The sequence below is a fragment of the Pseudomonas sp. P5_B3 genome (assembly GCF_056400405.1).
The window spans coordinates 26499-44943 of record NZ_JBFULI010000002.1 but is presented as its reverse complement, the minus strand read 5'-3'; the positions used below and the strand labels follow the sequence as shown (position 1 = coordinate 44943).

General features: G+C 61.5%; 19 protein-coding genes. 12 read left to right on the top strand and 7 right to left on the bottom strand.

The window, feature by feature from the left end:
• The first annotated feature begins 13 nt into the window (after nt 1-13).
• From AC1DRN_RS01440 to AC1DRN_RS01425, 4 genes are all read left to right on the top strand, one after another.
• The gene (locus tag AC1DRN_RS01440) at nt 14-1384 is read left to right on the top strand and encodes an aspartate aminotransferase family protein (RefSeq protein WP_223460965.1); all 1371 of its coding nucleotides are present in this window, start codon (nt 14-16) and stop codon (nt 1382-1384) included.
• A 397-nt stretch (nt 1385-1781) separates the two neighbouring features.
• A complete protein-coding gene (locus AC1DRN_RS01435; RefSeq protein WP_477786610.1) occupies nt 1782-2768 on the top strand; it encodes an ABC transporter substrate-binding protein in 987 nt (328 codons plus the stop codon).
• 8 nt (nt 2769-2776) lie between these two features.
• Nucleotides 2777-3580 (top strand): ABC transporter permease, encoded by an 804-nt coding sequence (locus AC1DRN_RS01430; RefSeq protein ID WP_007990681.1) that lies wholly within the window; start codon nt 2777-2779, stop codon nt 3578-3580.
• Nucleotides 3568-4401, top strand: coding sequence for an ABC transporter ATP-binding protein (locus tag AC1DRN_RS01425; protein WP_223460970.1), 834 nt, complete (start codon nt 3568-3570; stop codon nt 4399-4401). The genes AC1DRN_RS01430 and AC1DRN_RS01425 overlap by 13 nt, the downstream gene beginning before the upstream one ends.
• Before the next feature lie 135 nt (nt 4402-4536).
• On the opposite strand, the gene AC1DRN_RS01420 is transcribed toward AC1DRN_RS01425, so the two are convergent.
• A complete protein-coding gene (locus AC1DRN_RS01420; RefSeq protein ID WP_223460972.1) occupies nt 4537-5616 on the bottom strand; it encodes an endonuclease/exonuclease/phosphatase family protein in 1080 nt (359 codons plus the stop codon).
• Between the two features lie 66 nt (nt 5617-5682).
• Nucleotides 5683-6357, bottom strand: a complete 675-nt coding sequence (locus tag AC1DRN_RS01415; RefSeq protein WP_223460975.1) for a YciC family protein — start codon at nt 6355-6357, stop codon at nt 5683-5685.
• A gap of 179 nt (nt 6358-6536) precedes the next feature.
• Here AC1DRN_RS01415 and AC1DRN_RS01410 point away from each other — a divergent pair, with 179 nt between their 5' ends.
• The 3 genes from AC1DRN_RS01410 to AC1DRN_RS01400 all read left to right on the top strand — a co-directional run bounded on the left by AC1DRN_RS01410 (nt 6537) and on the right by AC1DRN_RS01400 (nt 8557).
• Entirely contained in the window at nt 6537-7319 is a 783-nt protein-coding gene (locus tag AC1DRN_RS01410; RefSeq protein WP_223460977.1) for a DUF2076 domain-containing protein, read from the top strand.
• A 124-nt stretch (nt 7320-7443) separates the two neighbouring features.
• Complete coding sequence (locus tag AC1DRN_RS01405) at nt 7444-7923, top strand: LabA-like NYN domain-containing protein (RefSeq protein ID WP_007990686.1); 480 nt, start codon at nt 7444-7446, stop codon at nt 7921-7923.
• 22 nt (nt 7924-7945) lie between these two features.
• The gene (locus AC1DRN_RS01400) at nt 7946-8557 is read left to right on the top strand and encodes a 3'-5' exonuclease (RefSeq protein WP_223460980.1); all 612 of its coding nucleotides are present in this window, start codon (nt 7946-7948) and stop codon (nt 8555-8557) included.
• 127 nt (nt 8558-8684) lie between these two features.
• Here AC1DRN_RS01400 and AC1DRN_RS01395 read toward each other — a convergent pair whose 3' ends face one another.
• Entirely contained in the window at nt 8685-9137 is a 453-nt protein-coding gene (locus AC1DRN_RS01395; protein ID WP_223460983.1) for an Lrp/AsnC family transcriptional regulator, read from the bottom strand.
• 164 nt (nt 9138-9301) lie between these two features.
• Between AC1DRN_RS01395 and yedA the strand changes: the two genes are divergently transcribed.
• Nucleotides 9302-10234 carry a drug/metabolite exporter YedA gene (gene yedA / locus AC1DRN_RS01390; protein ID WP_223460984.1) on the top strand — a complete coding sequence of 311 codons (933 nt, stop codon included), beginning with the start codon at nt 9302-9304 and terminating at the stop codon, nt 10232-10234.
• 78 nt (nt 10235-10312) lie between these two features.
• Entirely contained in the window at nt 10313-11653 is a 1341-nt protein-coding gene (locus AC1DRN_RS01385; RefSeq protein WP_477786609.1) for a DEAD/DEAH box helicase, read from the top strand.
• Between the two features lie 117 nt (nt 11654-11770).
• On the opposite strand, the gene AC1DRN_RS01380 is transcribed toward AC1DRN_RS01385, so the two are convergent.
• Nucleotides 11771-13012, bottom strand: coding sequence for a TIGR03862 family flavoprotein (locus tag AC1DRN_RS01380; protein WP_223460988.1), 1242 nt, complete (start codon nt 13010-13012; stop codon nt 11771-11773).
• A gap of 281 nt (nt 13013-13293) precedes the next feature.
• Nucleotides 13294-14214: a histone deacetylase family protein gene (locus AC1DRN_RS01375; RefSeq protein WP_223460990.1), complete on the bottom strand. Its 921-nt coding sequence runs from the start codon at nt 14212-14214 to the stop codon at nt 13294-13296.
• A 79-nt stretch (nt 14215-14293) separates the two neighbouring features.
• Here AC1DRN_RS01375 and AC1DRN_RS01370 point away from each other — a divergent pair, with 79 nt between their 5' ends.
• The 3 genes from AC1DRN_RS01370 to AC1DRN_RS01360 all read left to right on the top strand — a co-directional run bounded on the left by AC1DRN_RS01370 (nt 14294) and on the right by AC1DRN_RS01360 (nt 16427).
• On the top strand, nt 14294-14863 hold the full coding sequence (locus AC1DRN_RS01370) for a GNAT family N-acetyltransferase (RefSeq protein ID WP_223460992.1): 570 nt from the start codon (nt 14294-14296) through the stop codon (nt 14861-14863).
• 104 nt (nt 14864-14967) lie between these two features.
• Nucleotides 14968-15837 (top strand): acyl-CoA thioesterase II, encoded by an 870-nt coding sequence (gene tesB, locus AC1DRN_RS01365; protein WP_223460994.1) that lies wholly within the window; start codon nt 14968-14970, stop codon nt 15835-15837.
• On the top strand, nt 15834-16427 hold the full coding sequence (locus AC1DRN_RS01360; RefSeq protein ID WP_223460996.1) for an HAD family hydrolase: 594 nt from the start codon (nt 15834-15836) through the stop codon (nt 16425-16427). The genes tesB and AC1DRN_RS01360 overlap by 4 nt, the downstream gene beginning before the upstream one ends.
• Nucleotides 16428-16570: 143 nt before the next feature.
• On the opposite strand, the gene AC1DRN_RS01355 is transcribed toward AC1DRN_RS01360, so the two are convergent.
• Together AC1DRN_RS01355 and ypfJ are read right to left on the bottom strand one after the other, a co-directional pair.
• Complete coding sequence (locus AC1DRN_RS01355; protein WP_223460998.1) at nt 16571-17530, bottom strand: alpha/beta fold hydrolase; 960 nt, start codon at nt 17528-17530, stop codon at nt 16571-16573.
• Nucleotides 17531-18424: a KPN_02809 family neutral zinc metallopeptidase gene (gene ypfJ / locus AC1DRN_RS01350; protein WP_223461000.1), complete on the bottom strand. Its 894-nt coding sequence runs from the start codon at nt 18422-18424 to the stop codon at nt 17531-17533.
• Nucleotides 18425-18445: the final 21 nt, after the last annotated feature.

The window sequence follows — 18445 nt, the reverse complement described above, 5'->3', positions numbered from 1 at the left end:
CGGAGAACTGGCGATGACCACACCACGTGACACCCGCGACTACCAGGCCGCCGACGCTGCGCACCACATTCATGCGTTCGTCGATCAGAAAGCCCTCAACGACGAGGGGCCACGGGTGATGGTCCGTGGCGAGCGCCTGCACCTGTGGGACAACGATGGCCGGCGTTACCTCGACGGCATGTCCGGGCTGTGGTGCACCAACCTCGGTTATGGGCGCAAGGACCTGGCCGCCGCGGCGAGCCGGCAGCTGGAACAGCTGCCGTACTACAACATGTTTTTCCACACCACCCACCCGCAGGTGATCGAGCTGTCCGAGCTGCTGTTCAGCCTGCTGCCGGGTCACTACAGCCACGCGATCTACACCAACTCCGGCTCCGAAGCCAACGAGGTGTTGATCCGCACGGTGCGTCGCTATTGGCAGGTGCTCGGCAAGCCCGAGAAGAAAATCATGATCGGCCGCTGGAACGGATACCACGGTTCGACCCTGGCCGCGACGGCGCTGGGCGGCATGAAATTCATGCACGAAATGGGCGGCATGATTCCAGACATCGAGCACATCGACGAGCCGTACTTCTTCGCCCACGAAGGCAACCTGACGCCGGCCGAATTCGGTCTGCGTGCGGCCCGGCAATTGGAAGCGAAGATTCTCGAACTGGGTGCCGACAAGGTCGCAGGCTTCATCGCCGAACCGTTCCAGGGCGCGGGCGGGATGATCTTCCCGCCCGAAAGCTACTGGCCGGAAATCCAGCGCATCTGCCGCAAGTACGACGTGCTGCTGTGCGCCGATGAAGTGATCGGCGGCTTCGGTCGTACCGGCGAATGGTTCGCCCACGAGTACTTCGGTTTCGAGCCGGACACCCTGTCCATCGCCAAGGGGCTGACCTCGGGCTACATTCCCATGGGCGGCTTGATCCTGTCGAAAAAAATGGCCTCGGTGCTGGTGGAACAGGGCGGCGTGTTTGCCCACGGCCTGACCTATTCCGGGCATCCGGTGGCGGCGGCGGTGGCGATTGCCAACCTCAAGGCGCTACGTGATGAAGGCGTGGTGACGCGGGTCAAGGATGACATTGGTCCGTACCTGCAACAGTGCCTGCGCGAAGTGTTCGGCAAGCACCCGCTGGTGGGCGATATCCAGGGCACCGGCATGGTCGCGGCGCTGCAACTGGCCGAAGACAAAAACAGCCGCAAGCGTTTCGCCAACGAGAACGACATCGCCTGGCGCTGCCGTACGATTGGTTTTGAGGAGGGCGTGATCATTCGCTCCACACTGGGCCGGATGATCATGGCGCCGGCCTTGATTGCCAGCCGTGAAGAGATTGATGAACTGATCGGCAAGACCTTGAAAGCGGTGGATCGAACGGCGCAGGAATACGGCCGGCTCTGATCTTGCTGGAAGGTCCTGCGGACCTTATCGCGAGCAGGCTCGCTCCTACATTGGATTTGTGTCGATCATCGGTAATGAGGGCGACATAGACCCCTGTAGGAGCGAGCCTGCTCGCGATTGCTTTTGTCGAATCAACATACTTCTCAAGTCTTGCACCCACCTCGGGCATCCCCGCCCACAGCGCCCTTTAGCAGTGCGCGCTAACGAGTTTTTTCATCGTTCGCATCCACATATTTCCTCATTTTCCTAATCCCGCCCTTGGGCCAACATCGATCTCCCCAGCCAGCCCAATGCTGCACACCAAAGGGTCCATCAGAGACCACAGGCCGCAGCTGCTTCAGGGCCACTGGCCGTACTGCCCATGACAAAACTAAATCAACAGCTTTGGGAGTGCTCCATGATCAAGTCCTTGCTTACCCGCGTTGCCCATCCACTGGCGGTCACCGCCATCGCCGCGACGGTCGCCACTAGCGCCCAGGCCGGCACCCTGTCCATCGGTCATACCACCTGGGTCGGCTACGGCACCCTGTACCTGGCCCAGGACCTTGGCTACTTCAAGGAAAACGGTTTGACCGTCGAGTTGCCGGTGGTCGAGGAAGCGGCGATGTACATGGCCGCGCAAGCTTCTGGTGAGTTGTCCGGCTCGGCGTCGACCATCGACGAGGTGCTCAAGTACCGTCCGCAATTCTGCTTCAAGGCCGTGGCCGCGCTGGATGACAGCCATGGTGGCGACGGCGTGCTGGTAGGCAAGGACGTCAAGAGCCTGCAGGAGCTCAAGGGCAAGGCCGTTGCGGTCAACGAAGGTTCGACCTCGCAGTTCTGGCTCTCGTATCTGCTGAAAAAACACGGCATGAGCATGAGCGACATCACCGTGCAGAACATGACGGCCGACGACGCCGCCACCGCGTTCATCGCCGGTCGCGTACCGGCTGCCGTGACCTGGGAGCCGCACCTGTCGATGGTTCGCGACAAGCAGCAGGGCAAGGTGCTGATCGACAGCAGCAGCACACCGGGGGTGATCGTCGACGTGGTCGCACTGAACTGCACCGTGATCGAAAAGCAGCCGGAAGACGTCAAGGCTCTGGTGGCCGGTTTGTACAAAGCCRTGCAGTACACCAAGGATCATCCACAGGAAGCCTACAAAATCATGGCCAAGGGCGTTGGCGGTTACCTGGCCGATCCGAAGGAGCTGGAAGCCGCCGCCCAGGGCGTGCGTTTCTACGATCAGGCCATGAGCGAAAAACTCCTGGGCTCGCCGGGCAAACCGGGTGACAGCGCACCGCTGATCAAACTGGCCAACGAGACCGCCAGCGAGCTGCAAGGCAAGCCCTACAACGTCAGCAATGACGACCTCATCGACAACCGCTTCGTCACCCCGCTCTAGGAGGCTGCATGTTCAAGCGCAATTCATGGCTGAGCCGCTGCATCACGCCCAAGACCGGTCTGCCGGTCTCGGTGATCTGGAGCGCGAGCGGTCTTGCCTGGGTGCTGTTGGTCGGCCTGTGGGCCGGCTTGTCCTACGGTGGCGTGGTGCCGGGCATGTTCCTGCCGACGCCGGGTGCGGTGGTCGAGGCCGCTGTGCGCCTCGGTCGCGACGGCACACTCGGCCAGCATGTGTGGGCCAGCGTCGAAGTGGTGATGGTCGGCTTCATCGTGTCGTCCCTGGTGGCAGTGCCGCTGGGTTTGCTGATGGGCAGCTTCCGCATCGTCCAGGCCTTTCTTGAGCCGCTGGTGAATTTCATTCGTTACCTGCCGGTGACCTCGTTCGTGCCGCTGTTCATCCTGTGGATCGGCATCGGTCTGGAGCAGCGGGTGTCGGTGATCATTTTCGGCGTGTTCTTCCAGCAACTGGTGATGATCGCGGACGTGTCCAAAGGCATCTCCAAGGACCTGATCAACGCCTCCTATACCCTCGGTTCGAACCGTCGTGACGCGGTGCTGCATGTGATCGCCCCGGCGTCACTGCCGGGTGTGCTCGACACCCTGCGCGTGACCATGGGCTGGGCCTGGACTTACCTGGTGGTGGCTGAACTGGTCGCCGCTTCCAGTGGCCTGGGTTACCTGAGCCTCAAGGCCATGCGTGGCTTCCAGGTGGATGTGATTTTCCTCGCCATCGCGATCATCGGCCTGCTGGGCCTGGTCACCGATCAACTGTTCCGTTTCCTACGCCTGAGGATTACCGCATGGGCTCAGTAACCGCCGCCACTCATCGTTTTGTCGCCCCTCAGGCTGCCCAGGTGAACGCGCCTCGGCTGCAAGTGGACAAGGTCAGCCTGCGTTACAAGAAACCCGATGGCGGTACCTTTACCGCGTTGGAGGAAGTGTCGTTCGAGGTGCCGGACCAGCAATTCGCTGTACTGGTGGGGCCTTCGGGCTGCGGCAAGTCGAGTCTGCTGTACCTCACCGCCGGCCTGGCCGAACCGACCTCGGGCGAAATTTACGTCGGCGGCCAACAGGTGGAAGGCCCCGGTGCGGATCGCGGCATGGTGTTCCAGAGCTACACGCTGTTCCCGTGGCTGACCGTGCGCCAGAACGTCGAGTTCGGCCTCAAGCGGCGCGGCATGCCAGCGGCGCAACGCAAGGACATCGTCGATTACTACGTCAATGAGGTGGGCCTGAGCGGCTTTGCCGACAACTACGCCAAGCAGTTGTCGGGTGGGATGATGCAACGCGTGGCGATTGCCCGGGCGTTGGCCAACGATCCACAGATCCTGCTGATGGACGAACCCTTCGGCGCCCTCGACAGCCAGACGCGCCTGCAAATGCAGCAGTTGTTGCTGCGGGTGTGGGGCAACAGCAAGAAGACCGTGTTGTTCGTGACCCACGATATCGACGAGGCGATTCTGCTGGGTGACCGGGTCTACGTCATGGGCGCCAGACCTGGCCGGATCAAGCAGATATTGGATGTGCCGATCGAGCGTCCACGCAACCTGGACATGGTCATGGAGCGCTCGTTCATCGAGATGAAACGCGAGATCTTCGGGCTGCTGCATGATGATCTGGAGGAGGTGCATTAAGTCGGGCATACACAGACCTTGTGGGAGCGAGCTTGCTCGCGATGGCGGCGGCACATTCAACACATCTGTGTCTGATGGACCGCTATCGCGAGCAAGCTCGCTCCCACAGGTTATGTGTCTGGCTGGAGTGAGGTGTCAGGGCGCAGCCGGCAACAGGAACCGCGCAATCACCGGCAGGTGATCGGAGATGCGCAACGTATCGTCCTGCCGCACCATGGCCTCGACCCGTTTGATCCGCGGGCTGTAGAACAGGTAGTCGACGGTCCGGTCCGGGCCGTTTAGCCCGGGGTCGTTCGGGTAATGGGTCAACCAGCGCTCGCGGTCGATACCACTGGCTTCGTTGTTGGTCGGGATCATCGGATACTTGTCCCACAGGATGTGCAACGGGCTGTCGGCGGAGTAGGGCGTGCGTTGCGCATCGGACAGGCGTCGATACTGGCCTAGCGGCAACAGGTTGAAATCCCCGCCGATCAGCCACGGCGTGCCACGGCTTTCGAATTTATCGAGAGTCCTGGCCACGGCGGTCACCTGGTTTTGCAAGGTATTGTCGGCTTGGGTCGTACGGTCCAGATGGGTATTGAGCACCGCTATTTGCCCGCCATCGCTCAACGGCAAGTAGCTCACCAGCAAGGCGTTCCTTGGTTTGAATTGGCGGCTGACCGGATTGCCCGAGGTGATGGGCAGTTGCAGCCGTTCGGCATGTTCGATCTGGTAACGGCTCAGGGTTGCCAGTTGCCGGCCGACACTGCCGAAGATGTGCGGGTTCGGCACGAAGTCGGCTTTCCAGTCGAAGGCGCTGGTGCCACAGGGATACAAGTCGGCGAGCCGCTCCTGCAGCAGTTTGAACTGGTGCTGGTAATCGCTGGCCTTGGCGCCGTCGTCCAGCTCCTGCAACAGCACGATGTCCGGCTGTTCGTCGCGAATCACCCGCGCCACTTCGTCGAGGCTGAAAGCCATGTCTTCCGCTGTGGGGCGTTCGTCGGTACCGGCGGCCAGGTCATTCCAGAATACGTAGCGCTTGCCGGCCAGGTACTGGACGTTCCAGGTCATCACCTTCAACGCCTGCCCGGGGACCAGGGTGGGAACCTGGGCACTGCAACTGACGGGCAACACTTCTTTGGCGTCGGGGCGCCAGGTCAGGCTGTAGATCATCACGGCGATCAGACCGATCACGATCAGCAGGCCCGGCAGGGTGTAGCGCAGTAGACGGGTCATGGCTCGGCTTATTAGCGTTACAGGAATGTTCCCGAGCATACCCGAGAGCGATGGTCGCGCCCAAGGTCAGAGCGAGCTGTCATTTCTCTCAGGTAGCGGGTTGATCAGCATGAACAACCGGAACAGCACCACGCTGGTAAACAGCTGCAGGAAACTTTGGGCGCTGTCGATCAACAGCGAGATCACCGGGTTTTGCGGTTCTGGATACGCCGCCAGGGTGGCCCCCTTGAGCAGCCACAACGGCCCCATCACACACAGAATGCACAGCAGGATGCGCAGGAAGTGACCGCTGGTCAGGCGCAGGCTTTCCTTCATGGCCGCCAGCGGTGCCAGGCCGCGCAACACCAGCAGGTATTCGCCAAACGCCAGGGTCACCATCAGGTAGATGCCCGGCAGGAAATACAGCGACAGGCCCAGCAGAATCAGTACTGTATTGAGCGCCGTCAGCAGGGCGAAGCGTGGCCACAGGCTTGCCGCCATCGCCAGCAGGTCGCGGTTGCGCGGCGACTCGCCCCGGCTGCGGGCGTCGAGAAACAGAATCAGCGCGGCGGTGTACAGCGGGTACACCAGCAGGCCGACGATCACGCTGATGCCGGGGAAACTGTCCGGCTCCGTGGAGTGGTCGACCACTTGTTGCAGCAGCGCCTCAAGCATCACCAGCGGCAGGCACAGCTGCACGATCTGGCCCAGATTGCGCTTGAAGAAATACAGCGAGTCACGCAGGACATCTAACGGATTCATCAGTGGGTATCGCAGGTTGGAAGCAGTGGCTCACTTTAACCGATGAAGTGCTCGGGGACGCAAAYGTAAACGTTCGGTAAAGGTTATTGAAACATCTTGTTTCAGCCTCCATTAAGGTCGAGCACCTTATCCTCAGTGGAAAAGGGCAACGATTTCCCCCGGCAATCTACGAGGTCGCCATGAACAGCGAAGAACAAACCCTGATCGATGGACTGTTTTCCCGGCTGCAACAGGCCGAAACGGACTCAGCCCCGCGCGACGCCCAGGCCGAGGCGCGGATCAAGGAACACCTGACGCGCCAGCCGGCGGCAGGTTATTTCATGACCCAGGCGATTCTGGTGCAAGAGGCGGCGATCAAGAGCCTCGACGAGCAGAACCAGCAACTGACCCGGCAAGTCCAGCAGTTGCAGGCCGAACTGCAACAGGCCAAGGCTCAGGCAACCCCGGCTCCGGCACCGAATAGCGGTGGCTTTTTGTCGAGTATCTTTGGCGGCAGCTCTCGTGATCCTCAGCCCGCGCCAACCCAGAGTGCACCGCCGTCGAGCGGTGGCTGGCGTGAGCCGGGACGCTCGTCGTTCGGTTCGCAATCGCCACAGCAGAACTTCGGCGCGCCGCCGCAAAACTTTCCACAGCAAGGCTATGCGCCGCAACAGCAGGCACCGGCAGCGGCCGGCAGCGGTTTCCTCGGTGGAGCGCTGAAAACCGCGGCCGGCGTGGCGGGTGGCGTGATGCTGGCACAAGGCATCAGCAGCCTGTTCCATCACAATCAGCAACCGGAAGTCGTCGAAGTCATCAAGGAAGAGCCGGCCCAGGTCAACGACCAGGGCAACAATGGCTGGGGCGATGACCAGCGCATGGCCGGTAACGATTCCTGGAGCAACGATCAGGGCGGGCTCAGCGACGCCGACTACAGCGATGACAACTCATCGTTCTTCGGCGGCGACGACGATTCCTTCGTCTGACACATCAGTGGCAAGGGAGCTTGCTCCCTTGCCACATAGCCGATTATTCGCGGAACAATCCTTTGGGCTGGCATACTGGGCGACTTTTCGGGCCTGGTGCCTGATTCAGCCTTGAGGAAAGCCGGTGAAAAAAATCGCAGTGTTCGCCGATGTCCAGAACCTCTACTACACCGTGCGTCAGGCTTATGGTTGCCACTTCAACTATGCCGCACTGTGGGCTGACATCAGCAAACAGGGCGAGATCGTCGAAGCCTACGCCTACGCTATCGACCGTGGCGACAGCAAACAGCAGCAGTTCCAGCAGATCCTGCGCAACCTCGGCTTCACCGTAAAGCTCAAGCCGTACATCCAGCGTAGCGATGGTTCGGCCAAGGGCGACTGGGACGTGGGCATCACCCTCGACATCATGGATGCCGCCGACCATGTCGACGAAATCGTCCTGGCCTCCGGCGATGGTGATTTTGACATGCTGCTGGAGCGCATCATCAGCAAACACGGGGTACAGGCGGTGGCCTACGGCGTGCCGGGCCTGACGGCGAACTCGCTGATCCGCGCCGCCAGCCGTTACGTGCCGATCGAAGGCGCGTTGCTGCTCAAGAATTGATTTTTACGGAGTTGAACCAGGTTTGGAACGCATCGCAGTCATCGACTTTGAAACCACCGGGATCTCCCCGAGCAGCAGCTGCCGGGCCACGGAAATCGCCGTGGTGATCCTTGAACAGGGGCGCATCGTCGAGCGTTACCAAAGCCTGATGAACGCCGGCGTGCGCGTCCCGGCCTTCATCGAGCAACTCACCGGCATCAGCAACGCCATGCTGCGCACCGCGCCGTCGGCGGAGCAGGTGATGAACGAAGTGAATGAATTCGTCGGTACCACGCCACTGCTAGCGCACAACGCCGCGTTTGACCAGAAGTTCTGGGACTTCGAGCTGGGGCGGATCAAACGCACCCGCTTGCAGAACTTTGCCTGCTCGCTGCTACTGGCCCGCCGGCTGATGCCCGCCGCGCCGAACCACAAGCTTGGCACCCTCACCGCGTTCGCTAACCTGCCCCACACTGGCAAGGCCCACCGTGCCATGGCCGATGCCGAGATGGCGGCCAACCTGACGGCGCATCTGGCTGACGAACTGCGGCAGAAGCATGGCTTGCGCGAGCTGTCCCATGACTTGCTGTGCAAGTTGCAGAAGGTCCCGGCGGCGAAGGTGAACGAACACCTCAAGCGCTATCGCGGATTCTGAATACACCGCAAATCCCTGTAGGAGCGAGCCTGCACGCGATGGCGGAGTGTCAGTCAACATGGCTGTGAACTCTAAACCGCAATCGCGWGCAGGCTCGCTCCTACAGGGGGGCTGCTGTGTCCTTGGGTTACTTGCCATTCCCTTCGATATGCCCCAACGGCACCCGCTTCTCGATGGCGCTGGACAACACAATCGAGGTCTTGCTGAACCCGAACGTGGCAATCCGGTTGATCAGTTCTTCCAGTTCCGGCATCGAGCCCACCGCTGCTTGCATGATCACGCACGGGTCGCCGGTCACCCGATGGCATTCAGTCAGTTGCGGGATTTTGATCAGGTCGTCGTAGGCTTTCTGGTTGCCGTGCTGGTTCAGGCGCAGTTCGATCACGCACTGGATCGGCAGGCCGAGCTTGGCCATGTCGACCTTCGCCTGATAACCGGTGATCACGCCGCTGGCTTCAAGCTTGGCCACGCGCTCGGCCACGGCCGGGGCGGACAGGTTGACCTTGCGCGCCAGCTCCGCGTAGGACGCGCGACCGTTTTCCAGCAGGGCGCTGAGCAGCATGCGGTCGTATTTGTCCATGGAGCGGCTCCTGAAAATGACTGACTTTCGAAAACATGGTTTATCGCAAAAAACTCCGTGTTTTGAAAAGTGTACCGGTGCGATAAACAGGTTTTGTAACTTATTTTCCGTCGTTGGCCTTTCTAGAATAGCCGTTCACTTGTCTTGCCTGCGAGCTGCTCCCCATGCCTGGCCTCCGTCGTTTTCCCTTACCGTTGATCGCTGCCTTTTTCGCGTTGTACGTGATTTGGGGCTCGACCTACCTGGTGATCCGCATCGGCGTGGAGTATTGGCCGCCGCTGCTGCTCGCCGGGATCCGCTTTGTCATTGCCGGGACCTTGATGTACGCCTTCCTGCGCTGGCGCGGGGCACCGGCGCCGACTTGGGTGCAATGGAAAGCCGCCGGGATGATCGGCGTCTTGCTGCTGGCGTGCGGTAACGGTGCGGTCAGTGTGGCCGAGCATACGGGCGTGGCTTCCGGGGTGGCGGCTTTGGCAGTGGCGACGGTGCCGCTGTTTACCTTGCTGTGTGGATATTTCTGGGGCGCACGTAATACCCGTCTCGAATGGGCCGGGATTGTCCTCGGCTTGATCGGCATCGCCATGCTCAACCTCGGTTCCAACCTGCAGTCGAGCCCGCTGGGCGCGGCCCTGCTGATTTTCGCGGCGGCGACCTGGGCCTTCGGCTCGGTGTGGAGCAAGCACTTGCCGCTGCCTCAGGGCGCAATGGCCAGTGCCGTGGAAATGCTGGTGGGCGGCGTGGTGCTGCTGATTGCCAGCGCAGTCAGTGGTGAACACCTGGAAAAGGTGCCGCCGATCGAAGGCTGGGCCGCGCTGGCCTACCTGACCGTGTTCGGTTCGATCATCGCTTTCAACGCCTACATGTACCTGTTGAAGCACGTGCGTCCGGCTGCGGCCACCAGTTATGCCTACGTCAACCCGGCGGTGGCGGTGTTGCTGGGGATCGTGTTTGTCGGCGAAACCATCGGTATCGAAGAAGCCCTGGCGATGGCGGTAATCATCAGCGCCGTAGTATTGATTGGCCTGCCGCAGTGGCGTCGCACGCCAGCGCGGCCAGTGGTGGCGACGGCAGTACCGACAGAATCCCGTGTGAATTAGGGTAAACTGCGCGCCATTGCATCTTGTTTTGCACACTTGTTTTGAACAACCCGCGCTGAATTTTCCTACGGTACTCCCATGACTTTCGCCACCCTTGGCCTGATCGAACCCTTGCTGCGCTCCCTCGAGAAGCTCGGCTACCAGACTCCGACGCCGGTTCAGGCGCAAGCCATTCCGGCGGTGCTGGCCGGTCGCGACCTGATGGCCGCGGCCCAGACCGGCACCGGCAAGACCGCCGGTTTCGCCTTGCCGCTGTTGCAACTGCTGGCCATGGAAGGGCCGAAAGTCACCGCCAACTCGGTGCGCGCGCTGATCCTGGTACCGACCCGCGAGCTGGCTGAACAGGTTCACGAAGCCGTGCGCCAGTACGCCGAAAACCTGCCGCTGCGTACTTACGCGGTGTACGGCGGCGTCAGCATCAACCCGCAAATGATGAAGCTGCGCAGCGGCGTCGACCTGTTGGTGGCGACCCCGGGCCGCTTGCTCGACCTGTTCCGCCAGAACGCGCTGAAGTTCAACCAGCTGCAAACCCTGGTGCTGGACGAAGCCGATCGCATGCTCGACCTGGGCTTTTCCGAAGAGCTGGCGAACATTTACCGCGCGCTGCCGAAGAAACGTCAGACGCTGCTGTTCTCCGCGACCTTCTCCGATGACATCCGCCTGCTCGCCGGGCAAATGCTCAACGACCCGCTGAGCATCGAGGTCAGCCCGCGCAACGTTGCGGCCAATACGGTCAAGCAATGGATCGTGACGGTGGACAAGAAGCGCAAGCCGGAGCTGTTGGTGCACCTGATGCGCAAGGGCAAGTGGAAGCAGGTGCTGGTGTTCGCCAAGACCCGCAACGGCGTGGACGCGCTGGTGGAGAAACTTCAGGGCCTGGGCATCAATGCCGACGGCATCCACGGCGACAAACCCCAGGCGACCCGTCAGCGCGCACTGGACCGGTTCAAGGCGAGTGAAGTGCAGATTCTGGTCGCCACCGACGTAGCCGCCCGTGGTCTGGATATCGAAGACTTGCCGTTGGTAGTGAATTTCGACTTGCCGATCGTCGCCGAAGACTACATCCACCGCATCGGTCGTACCGGCCGCGCGGGTTCGACCGGCGAGGCGATTTCCCTGGTGTGTGCCGATGAAGTGAATCTGCTGTCGGCCATTGAGATGTTGACTCGCCAGACCTTGAAGCGGCAGAACGAGCCGGACTTCGAACCTGAACACCGCGTGCCGGATACCGATGCCAGTGGTCAGGTGATCAAGAAGCCGAAAAAACCGAAGAAGCCCAAGGCGTCCGGTGGTGGCGGTGGTAAACGCAATCTGGGTCGGTGGGTTGATAGCGGAGAGGTTGCGCCGGCAGAGCCTTCGATCAAACCTGTGCGCAAGGTGCCGGTGTTCAATACCGGGCCGCGTAAGCGCAAGCCTTGATTACACTCTGCGTCTGTTAGGCCGCCATCGCGAGCAAGCTCGCTCCYACAGGGGGATTTGTGAACAACGCAGACCCCTGTRGGAGCGAGCCTGCTCGCGATGGAGGCGCCTCGGTCTTCAGCCCTTGCGTTGCAACCACTCAACCATTCCAAGTCCGGCCGCTCGCCCACTGGCGAAACACGCGGTCAGCAGATAGCCGCCCGTCGGCGCCTCCCAATCGAGCATTTCCCCGGCGCAAAACACACCCGGCATTTGCTTGAGCATCAATCGCTCATCCATCGCCTCGAACACCACACCGCCCGCGCTGCTGATGGCCTCGTCCAGTGGACGGGTTTTCACCAGGGTCAATGGCAATGCCTTGATCGCGTTGGCCAGCAAGGCCATGTCGGCAAAGCAGTCGGCGCTGGTCAGTTCACGCAATAGCGCCGCTTTTACCCCATCGATACCCAACTGACTGTGCAGGTGCTTGGCCATGGAGCGCGATCCCCGGGGTTTGCTCAACGCCGCCGCAACTTTATCCACAGGCCGGCCCGGCAACAGGTCCAGATGAAGGGTTGCCGAGCCGTGCTGGTTGATCGCCTCGCGGATCGGTGCCGACAGGGCGTAGATCAAACTGCCCTCGATCCCGGTGGCGGTAATCACACATTCGCCGAGCCGTGGCACGTCGTCGTTAAGGCCGATGGCGATGTTTTTCAGCGGCGCGCCGGCGAATTTGCTGACCATCAAGTCGCTCCAGGCCTGCACCTCGAAGCCGCAATTACTTGGCTGCAACGGCGCCAGTCCTACGCCCTGTTGCTCCAGTGGCAGCATCCACGCGCCGTCCGAGCCCAGCCGCGACCAACTGCCGCCACCGAGGGCGAGCAGGGTGGCATCGGCTTGCACGGTTTTTTCGCCTTCCGGGCTGTCGATGCGCAATCCGCCACGCTCGTCCCAGCCGAGCCAGCGGTGGCGGGTGTGGATAACTACGCCGCTGTCGCGCAGGCGCTTGAGCCAGGCGCGCAGCAGCGGCGCGGCCTTCATGTCGGTGGGAAATACCCGGCCGGAACTGCCGACGAAAGTTTCGATGCCCAGGTCATGAATCCACTGACACAGCGCATCGGCACCGAAGCCGCGCAGCAGCGGGGCGATCTGCGGGGCGCGTTCGGCGTAGCGCGAGAGAAACGCCGGGTAGGCTTCGGAGTGGGTGATGTTCATGCCGCCGACGCCGGCCAGGAGGAATTTTCGTCCCACCGAAGGCATGCCGTCGTACAGGTCGACCTTGATCCCGGCCTGGCTCAACACTTCGGCCGCCATCAGACCGGCGGGGCCACCGCCGATGATGGCGACGTGAGGGGGGAGGGCTGGCGAGGATTGGGTCATGGGGTGCGCTGCGGTCTGGCGGGATAAGCCGGGCATTCTACCAGCCCCGTCCCCTGTGGGAGCGAGCTTGCTCGCGATGGCGGCGGTACATTCAGCATCTGTGGGCCTGACAGGCCGCTATCGCGAGCAGGCTCACTCCTACAGGGTTTAGAGGTGTCTTTGAAAGGGTGGTTAAAAAACGACCATCTCTCTGTAGCCTATAAGCCGTGTGGCCTGTAGTCCCTTTCACTCAGGTTATCCACAGGCAGCTCCACAGGCATTGTGGGTAAAGCATCCACAACTCAGTGACAACCTGATGACTGCCAGACGCGCTGCGCGCTGTGATGGAGGATGCCGTGACGGCGGGCCAGGGCCTGGCGGTCCTTGCTGTAGCCGCCGCCGATTACCCCGACCAGCGGAATGTCGCGGCCCAGGCAATGGCGCATCACGCTTTCATCGCGGGCGCCGACGCCTTCGTCTGTCAGCTTCAGATAACCCAGGGCGTCGTCCTTATGCACATCGACTCCGGCGTCATACAGCACCAGATCCGGCTGGTAGAGCGGCAGCAGGTAGTTGAGTGCATCGTCCACGACCTTCAGGTAATCGGCATCGCCCATGCCCTTGGGCAGCGCAATGTCCCAATCACTTTCAGCCTTGCGCGCAGGAAAATTCTTTTCGCAGTGCAGGGAAACGGTCACCGCTTCCGGGGTGTTGTGCAGGATCCGTGCAGTCCCGTCGCCCTGATGCACGTCGCAATCGAAGATCAGCACCCGATTCACCCGGCCACTTTCCAGCAGGTAATGGCTGATCACCGCCAGGTCATTGAAGATGCAGAATCCAGCCGGGTAGTCGTAGTGCGCATGGTGGGTGCCGCCGGCCAGGTGACAGGCCAGGCCATGCTCCAGCGCCTGCTCGGCCGCCAGCAACGAGCCACCAACCGCCCGCACCGTGCGCCGGGCCAGGGCTTCGCTCCAGGGCAGGCCGAGGCGGCGCTGGTCTTCGCGGGACAACTCGCCACTCATGTAGCGTTCGATATACGAAGGGTCATGGGCGAGGGCGAGAATCTCTGCGGGGCACAGATCCGGGCGCAGCAAATCAGCGTCACTTGTCAGGCCGCTGTCCACCAGGTGATCGCGCAACAGGCGGAACTTGTCCATGGGAAAGCGGTGATCCGCCGGAAACTCGGGGCTGTAGTCTTCGTGATAAATCAGCGGGAGCGGCATGATGATTTCATTCAGGAATGAGAGACGGATCCTACCAGCGTTGTAGACTTGCGACATTGAAATGGGGGGGCGGGGCACGATGGAGCCAATACTGGAGCTTGAAAGCGCTCGACTGCTGTTGCGCCAGTGGCGCGATGAAGATTTAGCGGACTTTGCGGCGATGTGTGCCGATCCGCAGGTGATGCGCTATTTCCCGGCAACCTTGAGCCGGCTGGAAAGCGCATCATTGATCGGGCGAATCCGTGGTCATTTCGCCGAGCACGGTTATGGTCTTTGGGCCTTGCAGCGAAAGGACTCTGGCCAGTTCATCGGGTTTACCGGGCTGAGCGTGGTCGGATTCGACGCGCCTTTCACCCCCGCCACGGAAATCGGTTGGCGCCTGGCCCGCGAGCACTGGGGCCTCGGTTATGCCAGTGAAGCGGCCTGGACCGCTCTGCGCTGCGGGTTCGACCGCTTGCCGCTGAAAGAGGTTGTGGCCTTCACGACGCAAACCAATCTGCCGTCAGAGAAAGTCATGCAGGCCATCGGCATGCACCATGATCCGGCGTATGACTTCGATCACCCGCGACTCGAGGCCGATCATCCGTTGCGTCGGCATGTGCTGTATCGCATCAGCCGCGAACAATGGCTGCAAACCTTGCATGGATAACCTGACACGGACGTTTACAATGGCCCTCATGGGCCCGGTCCAGAAACTGAACCGACCGTTGCAGCCAAGGCTGCGCGGCAATGTTTTGCGTGAGGAGCATCTGAATGAGCCAAGTGTTGGATGATCTGGTCGACCTGCTGACCCTGGAACCGATCGAAGAAAACCTGTTCCGCGGCCGCAGCCAGGACCTGGGTTTTCGTCAGTTGTTCGGTGGTCAGGTGCTCGGCCAGTCGCTGTCGGCGGCCAGTCAGACGGTTGAAGAGGCGCGCCATGTGCATTCGATGCACGGCTATTTCCTGCGTCCGGGCGATGCCGGGCTGCCGGTGGTGTATCAGGTTGACCGGGTGCGTGACGGTGGCAGTTTCAGCACGCGCCGGGTGACGGCGATCCAGAAAGGCCACCCGATCTTCACGTGCAGTGCGTCGTTCCAGTACGACGAGGAAGGCTTTCAGCACCAGAGCGAAATGCCGGTCGTGGTCGGTCCGGAAAATCTGCCATCGGAGCTGGAGATCACCCAGCAACGCGCGCATCTGATCCCCGAGAAAATGCGCGAAAAGCTGTTGTGCCCCAAGCCGATCGAATTCCGCCCGGTGACCGAGAAAGATCCCTATAACCCGCTGCCGTCCGACCCGGTCAAGTACGTCTGGTTTCGCGCCGACGGGGCTTTGGCCGATTCGCCGGCGCTGCATAAGTATTTGCTCGCCTACGCATCGGACTTTGGCTTGTTGACCACCTCGATGCAGCCCCACGGCAAGTCGGTGTGGCACAAGGACATGCAGGTCGCCAGCCTCGATCACGCACTATGGTTCCATCAGGATCTGCGTGCCGATGACTGGTTGCTCTACGCGATGGACAGCCCGTGGGCCGGCAACTCGCGTGGGTTCTCCCGTGGCAGCGTATACAACCGCGCCGGGCAACTGGTGGCCTCGGTCACTCAGGAAGGCTTGATCCGTCATCGCAAGGACTGGGCATGAGCCTGGCCGACTTGCGTCACTGGGTGTTCGACATGGACGGCACCCTGACGGTCGCCGTGCACGACTTCGCGGCCATTCGCGTGGCGTTGGCGATCCCTGCCGAACACGACATCCTGACCCACCTCGCCGCGCTGCCGGCCGATGAAGCCGCAGCCAAACATGCGTGGCTGCTGGAGCATGAGCGGGACCTGGCCCTCGGTTCGCAACCGGCACCGGGCGCAGTGGAGTTGGTGCGCGAGCTGGCCGGGCGCGGTTATCGCCTGGGCATTCTCACGCGCAATGCCCGGGAGTTGGCGCATGTCACGCTGGAGGCCATTGGCCTGGCCGACTGCTTTGCACTGGAGGATGTGTTGGGCCGCGATGATGCTCCGCCCAAACCGCATCCGGGCGGGCTGCTGAAACTGGCCGATGCGTGGAAGGTGCCGGCGAGCGAGATGGTGATGGTCGGTGATTACCGCTTCGATCTCGATTGCGGGCGAGCGGCGGGTGCACGCACGGTGCTGGTGAATCTGCCGGATAATCCATGGCCGGAATTGACCGACTGGCATGCGGCGGATTGTGTGGAGTTGCGGCAGATGCTGTTGGCTTGAAGAGTTTGTCGCCTGCTAAATCGCCATCGCGAGCAAGCTCGCTCCCACATGTGATCTCTGGTGTTCACAAATGATGTGTTCACCGCAAAATCCTTGTGGGAGCGAGCTTGCTCGCGATGGCGTCAGATCAGGCAGTACATAACCTACTGACCAAACAAAGCCTTCTGCCCCTGCGGCGAGATAAACATCCCATCCCCGTCATGCCCGACTCCTGGCACTTCAACCAGTTGCTGCTTCAACCCTTGCGGTTGCAGCCGCTTCAGATAATCAAAGTAAAAACGCCCGCGCGCCAATCGATACGGCCCTTGCGCCCTGGCCTCACAGCTCTTGTCCAGCGCCGGATGATTCGGGTCGGTGTCCTGCTGGCCCAGTAGATAAACGATGTCACGCTTGAGGTACTTTTCCTGCAGTTGTGCGGGAGTTTGTCCTTCGGCGTAAGCGGGCAAATCCGTCAACCCATATTTCCAGCGATTGAACTGCGGGCACCCCGCGTGGCTGAACGCCACGGGCCGGCGCTCATCGAAATAAGCGTAGGAGGACGGATTGGCGATCACGTAGCGCACCTGCACGCCAGCCGCATCGAGGCCGGACTGCGCGTGACCGAGCAATGCATAGCGCTGAACCACCTGCGCGCCGCCGGAGTGCCCGGCGATGACGATTTGCTTCACCTCCGGAAACTGCTGGCGGTCACCCAGGCGGGCGATGATTTCGTCGAGCGCGGCGTAGGAACTCAGCCGAAACGGCGCCGTGGACTCTCCGCCGGCCATCCACTCATTGTCTTGCCAACGCAAAACCGTGTCGGCCACCGGATGGACCGCAACGTCGGTTTCATTGAGAAACTGCGGGGCGATCACCAGTGTCATCGCGCTCTGTCCGGCGAGTTCGGCGGCGTGTTCGCCGCTTTGCAGATAGGTTTGCGCATTGCGCGAGCGCCCGTGGATGAGGATCAGCACCCGTTCGATCTTTGCCGGGGCGGGGCTGATGCCCACCGCTATTTCACCTGATTTCAACAGCAGGCGCCCGGGGCTGAGTTCCTTGACGCCATGTTCCGCAGCCTGGGCACTTGCGCTAACGATCAGTACAGCCAGCAACCAATTCTTCATTTACAGATTTTTCGTCGCAAAGGTATCGCACTGGCTTACCTGGCCTTGGGCGAAACCGGTTTTGAACCAGCGCACCCGTTGCGCCGACGTACCGTGGGTGAACGAGTCCGGGACCACGCGGCCCTGACCCTGTTGCTGCAAACGATCGTCGCCGATGGCATTCGCTGCGTTCAATGCTTCTTCAATGTCGCCCGGCTCCAGCCAGTTCAGGCGCTTCTGCGCATTGTTGGCCCAGACGCCGGCCAGGCAGTCGGCTTGCAGTTCCTGACGAACCAGCAACCCGCCGTCGCCTTCCATCTGCCGGCCTTGTTGGCGTGCGGCCTGAATTTTCGCGGAAACCCCGAGCAATGTTTGCACATGGTGTCCGACTTCGTGAGCGATCACGTAGGCCTGGGCGAAGTCGCCCGCGGCGGAAAAGCGTTGGGACATTTCCTGGAAGAACGCCATGTCCAGGTAGACTTTCTGGTCGGCCGGGCAATAGAACGGGCCGGTCGCCGAGGTGGCCAGGCCGCAGGCCGAATTCACGCGGTTGCTGAACAGCACCAGGGTCGGGTCCTTATATTGGCGGCCGGCCTGCTGGAATATCGCACCCCAGGTGTCCTCGGTGTCGCCGAGGATTGAACGCACAAATTCCGCGCCTTCATCATTGGCCGGTGGCGCCTTGCGAGTCTGGTGGGTGGCGGGCGCCGATTGCTGCTCCATTTGCCCGGTCAGTTGGCCGAGGATTTGCAGCGGGTCCTGGCCGGTAATCCAGCCAATGCCGACGATCAGGAGGATCGCCGTCAGGCTCAGGCCTTTGCCACCGCCAAAACGCACGCTACTGCCACCGCTGGCAACATCATCGTCACGGGCGTCGACTACGTTGTCGCTGCGTCGGCCTTTTTTCCATAGCATGTGGGAATCCTCTTCTGTTCC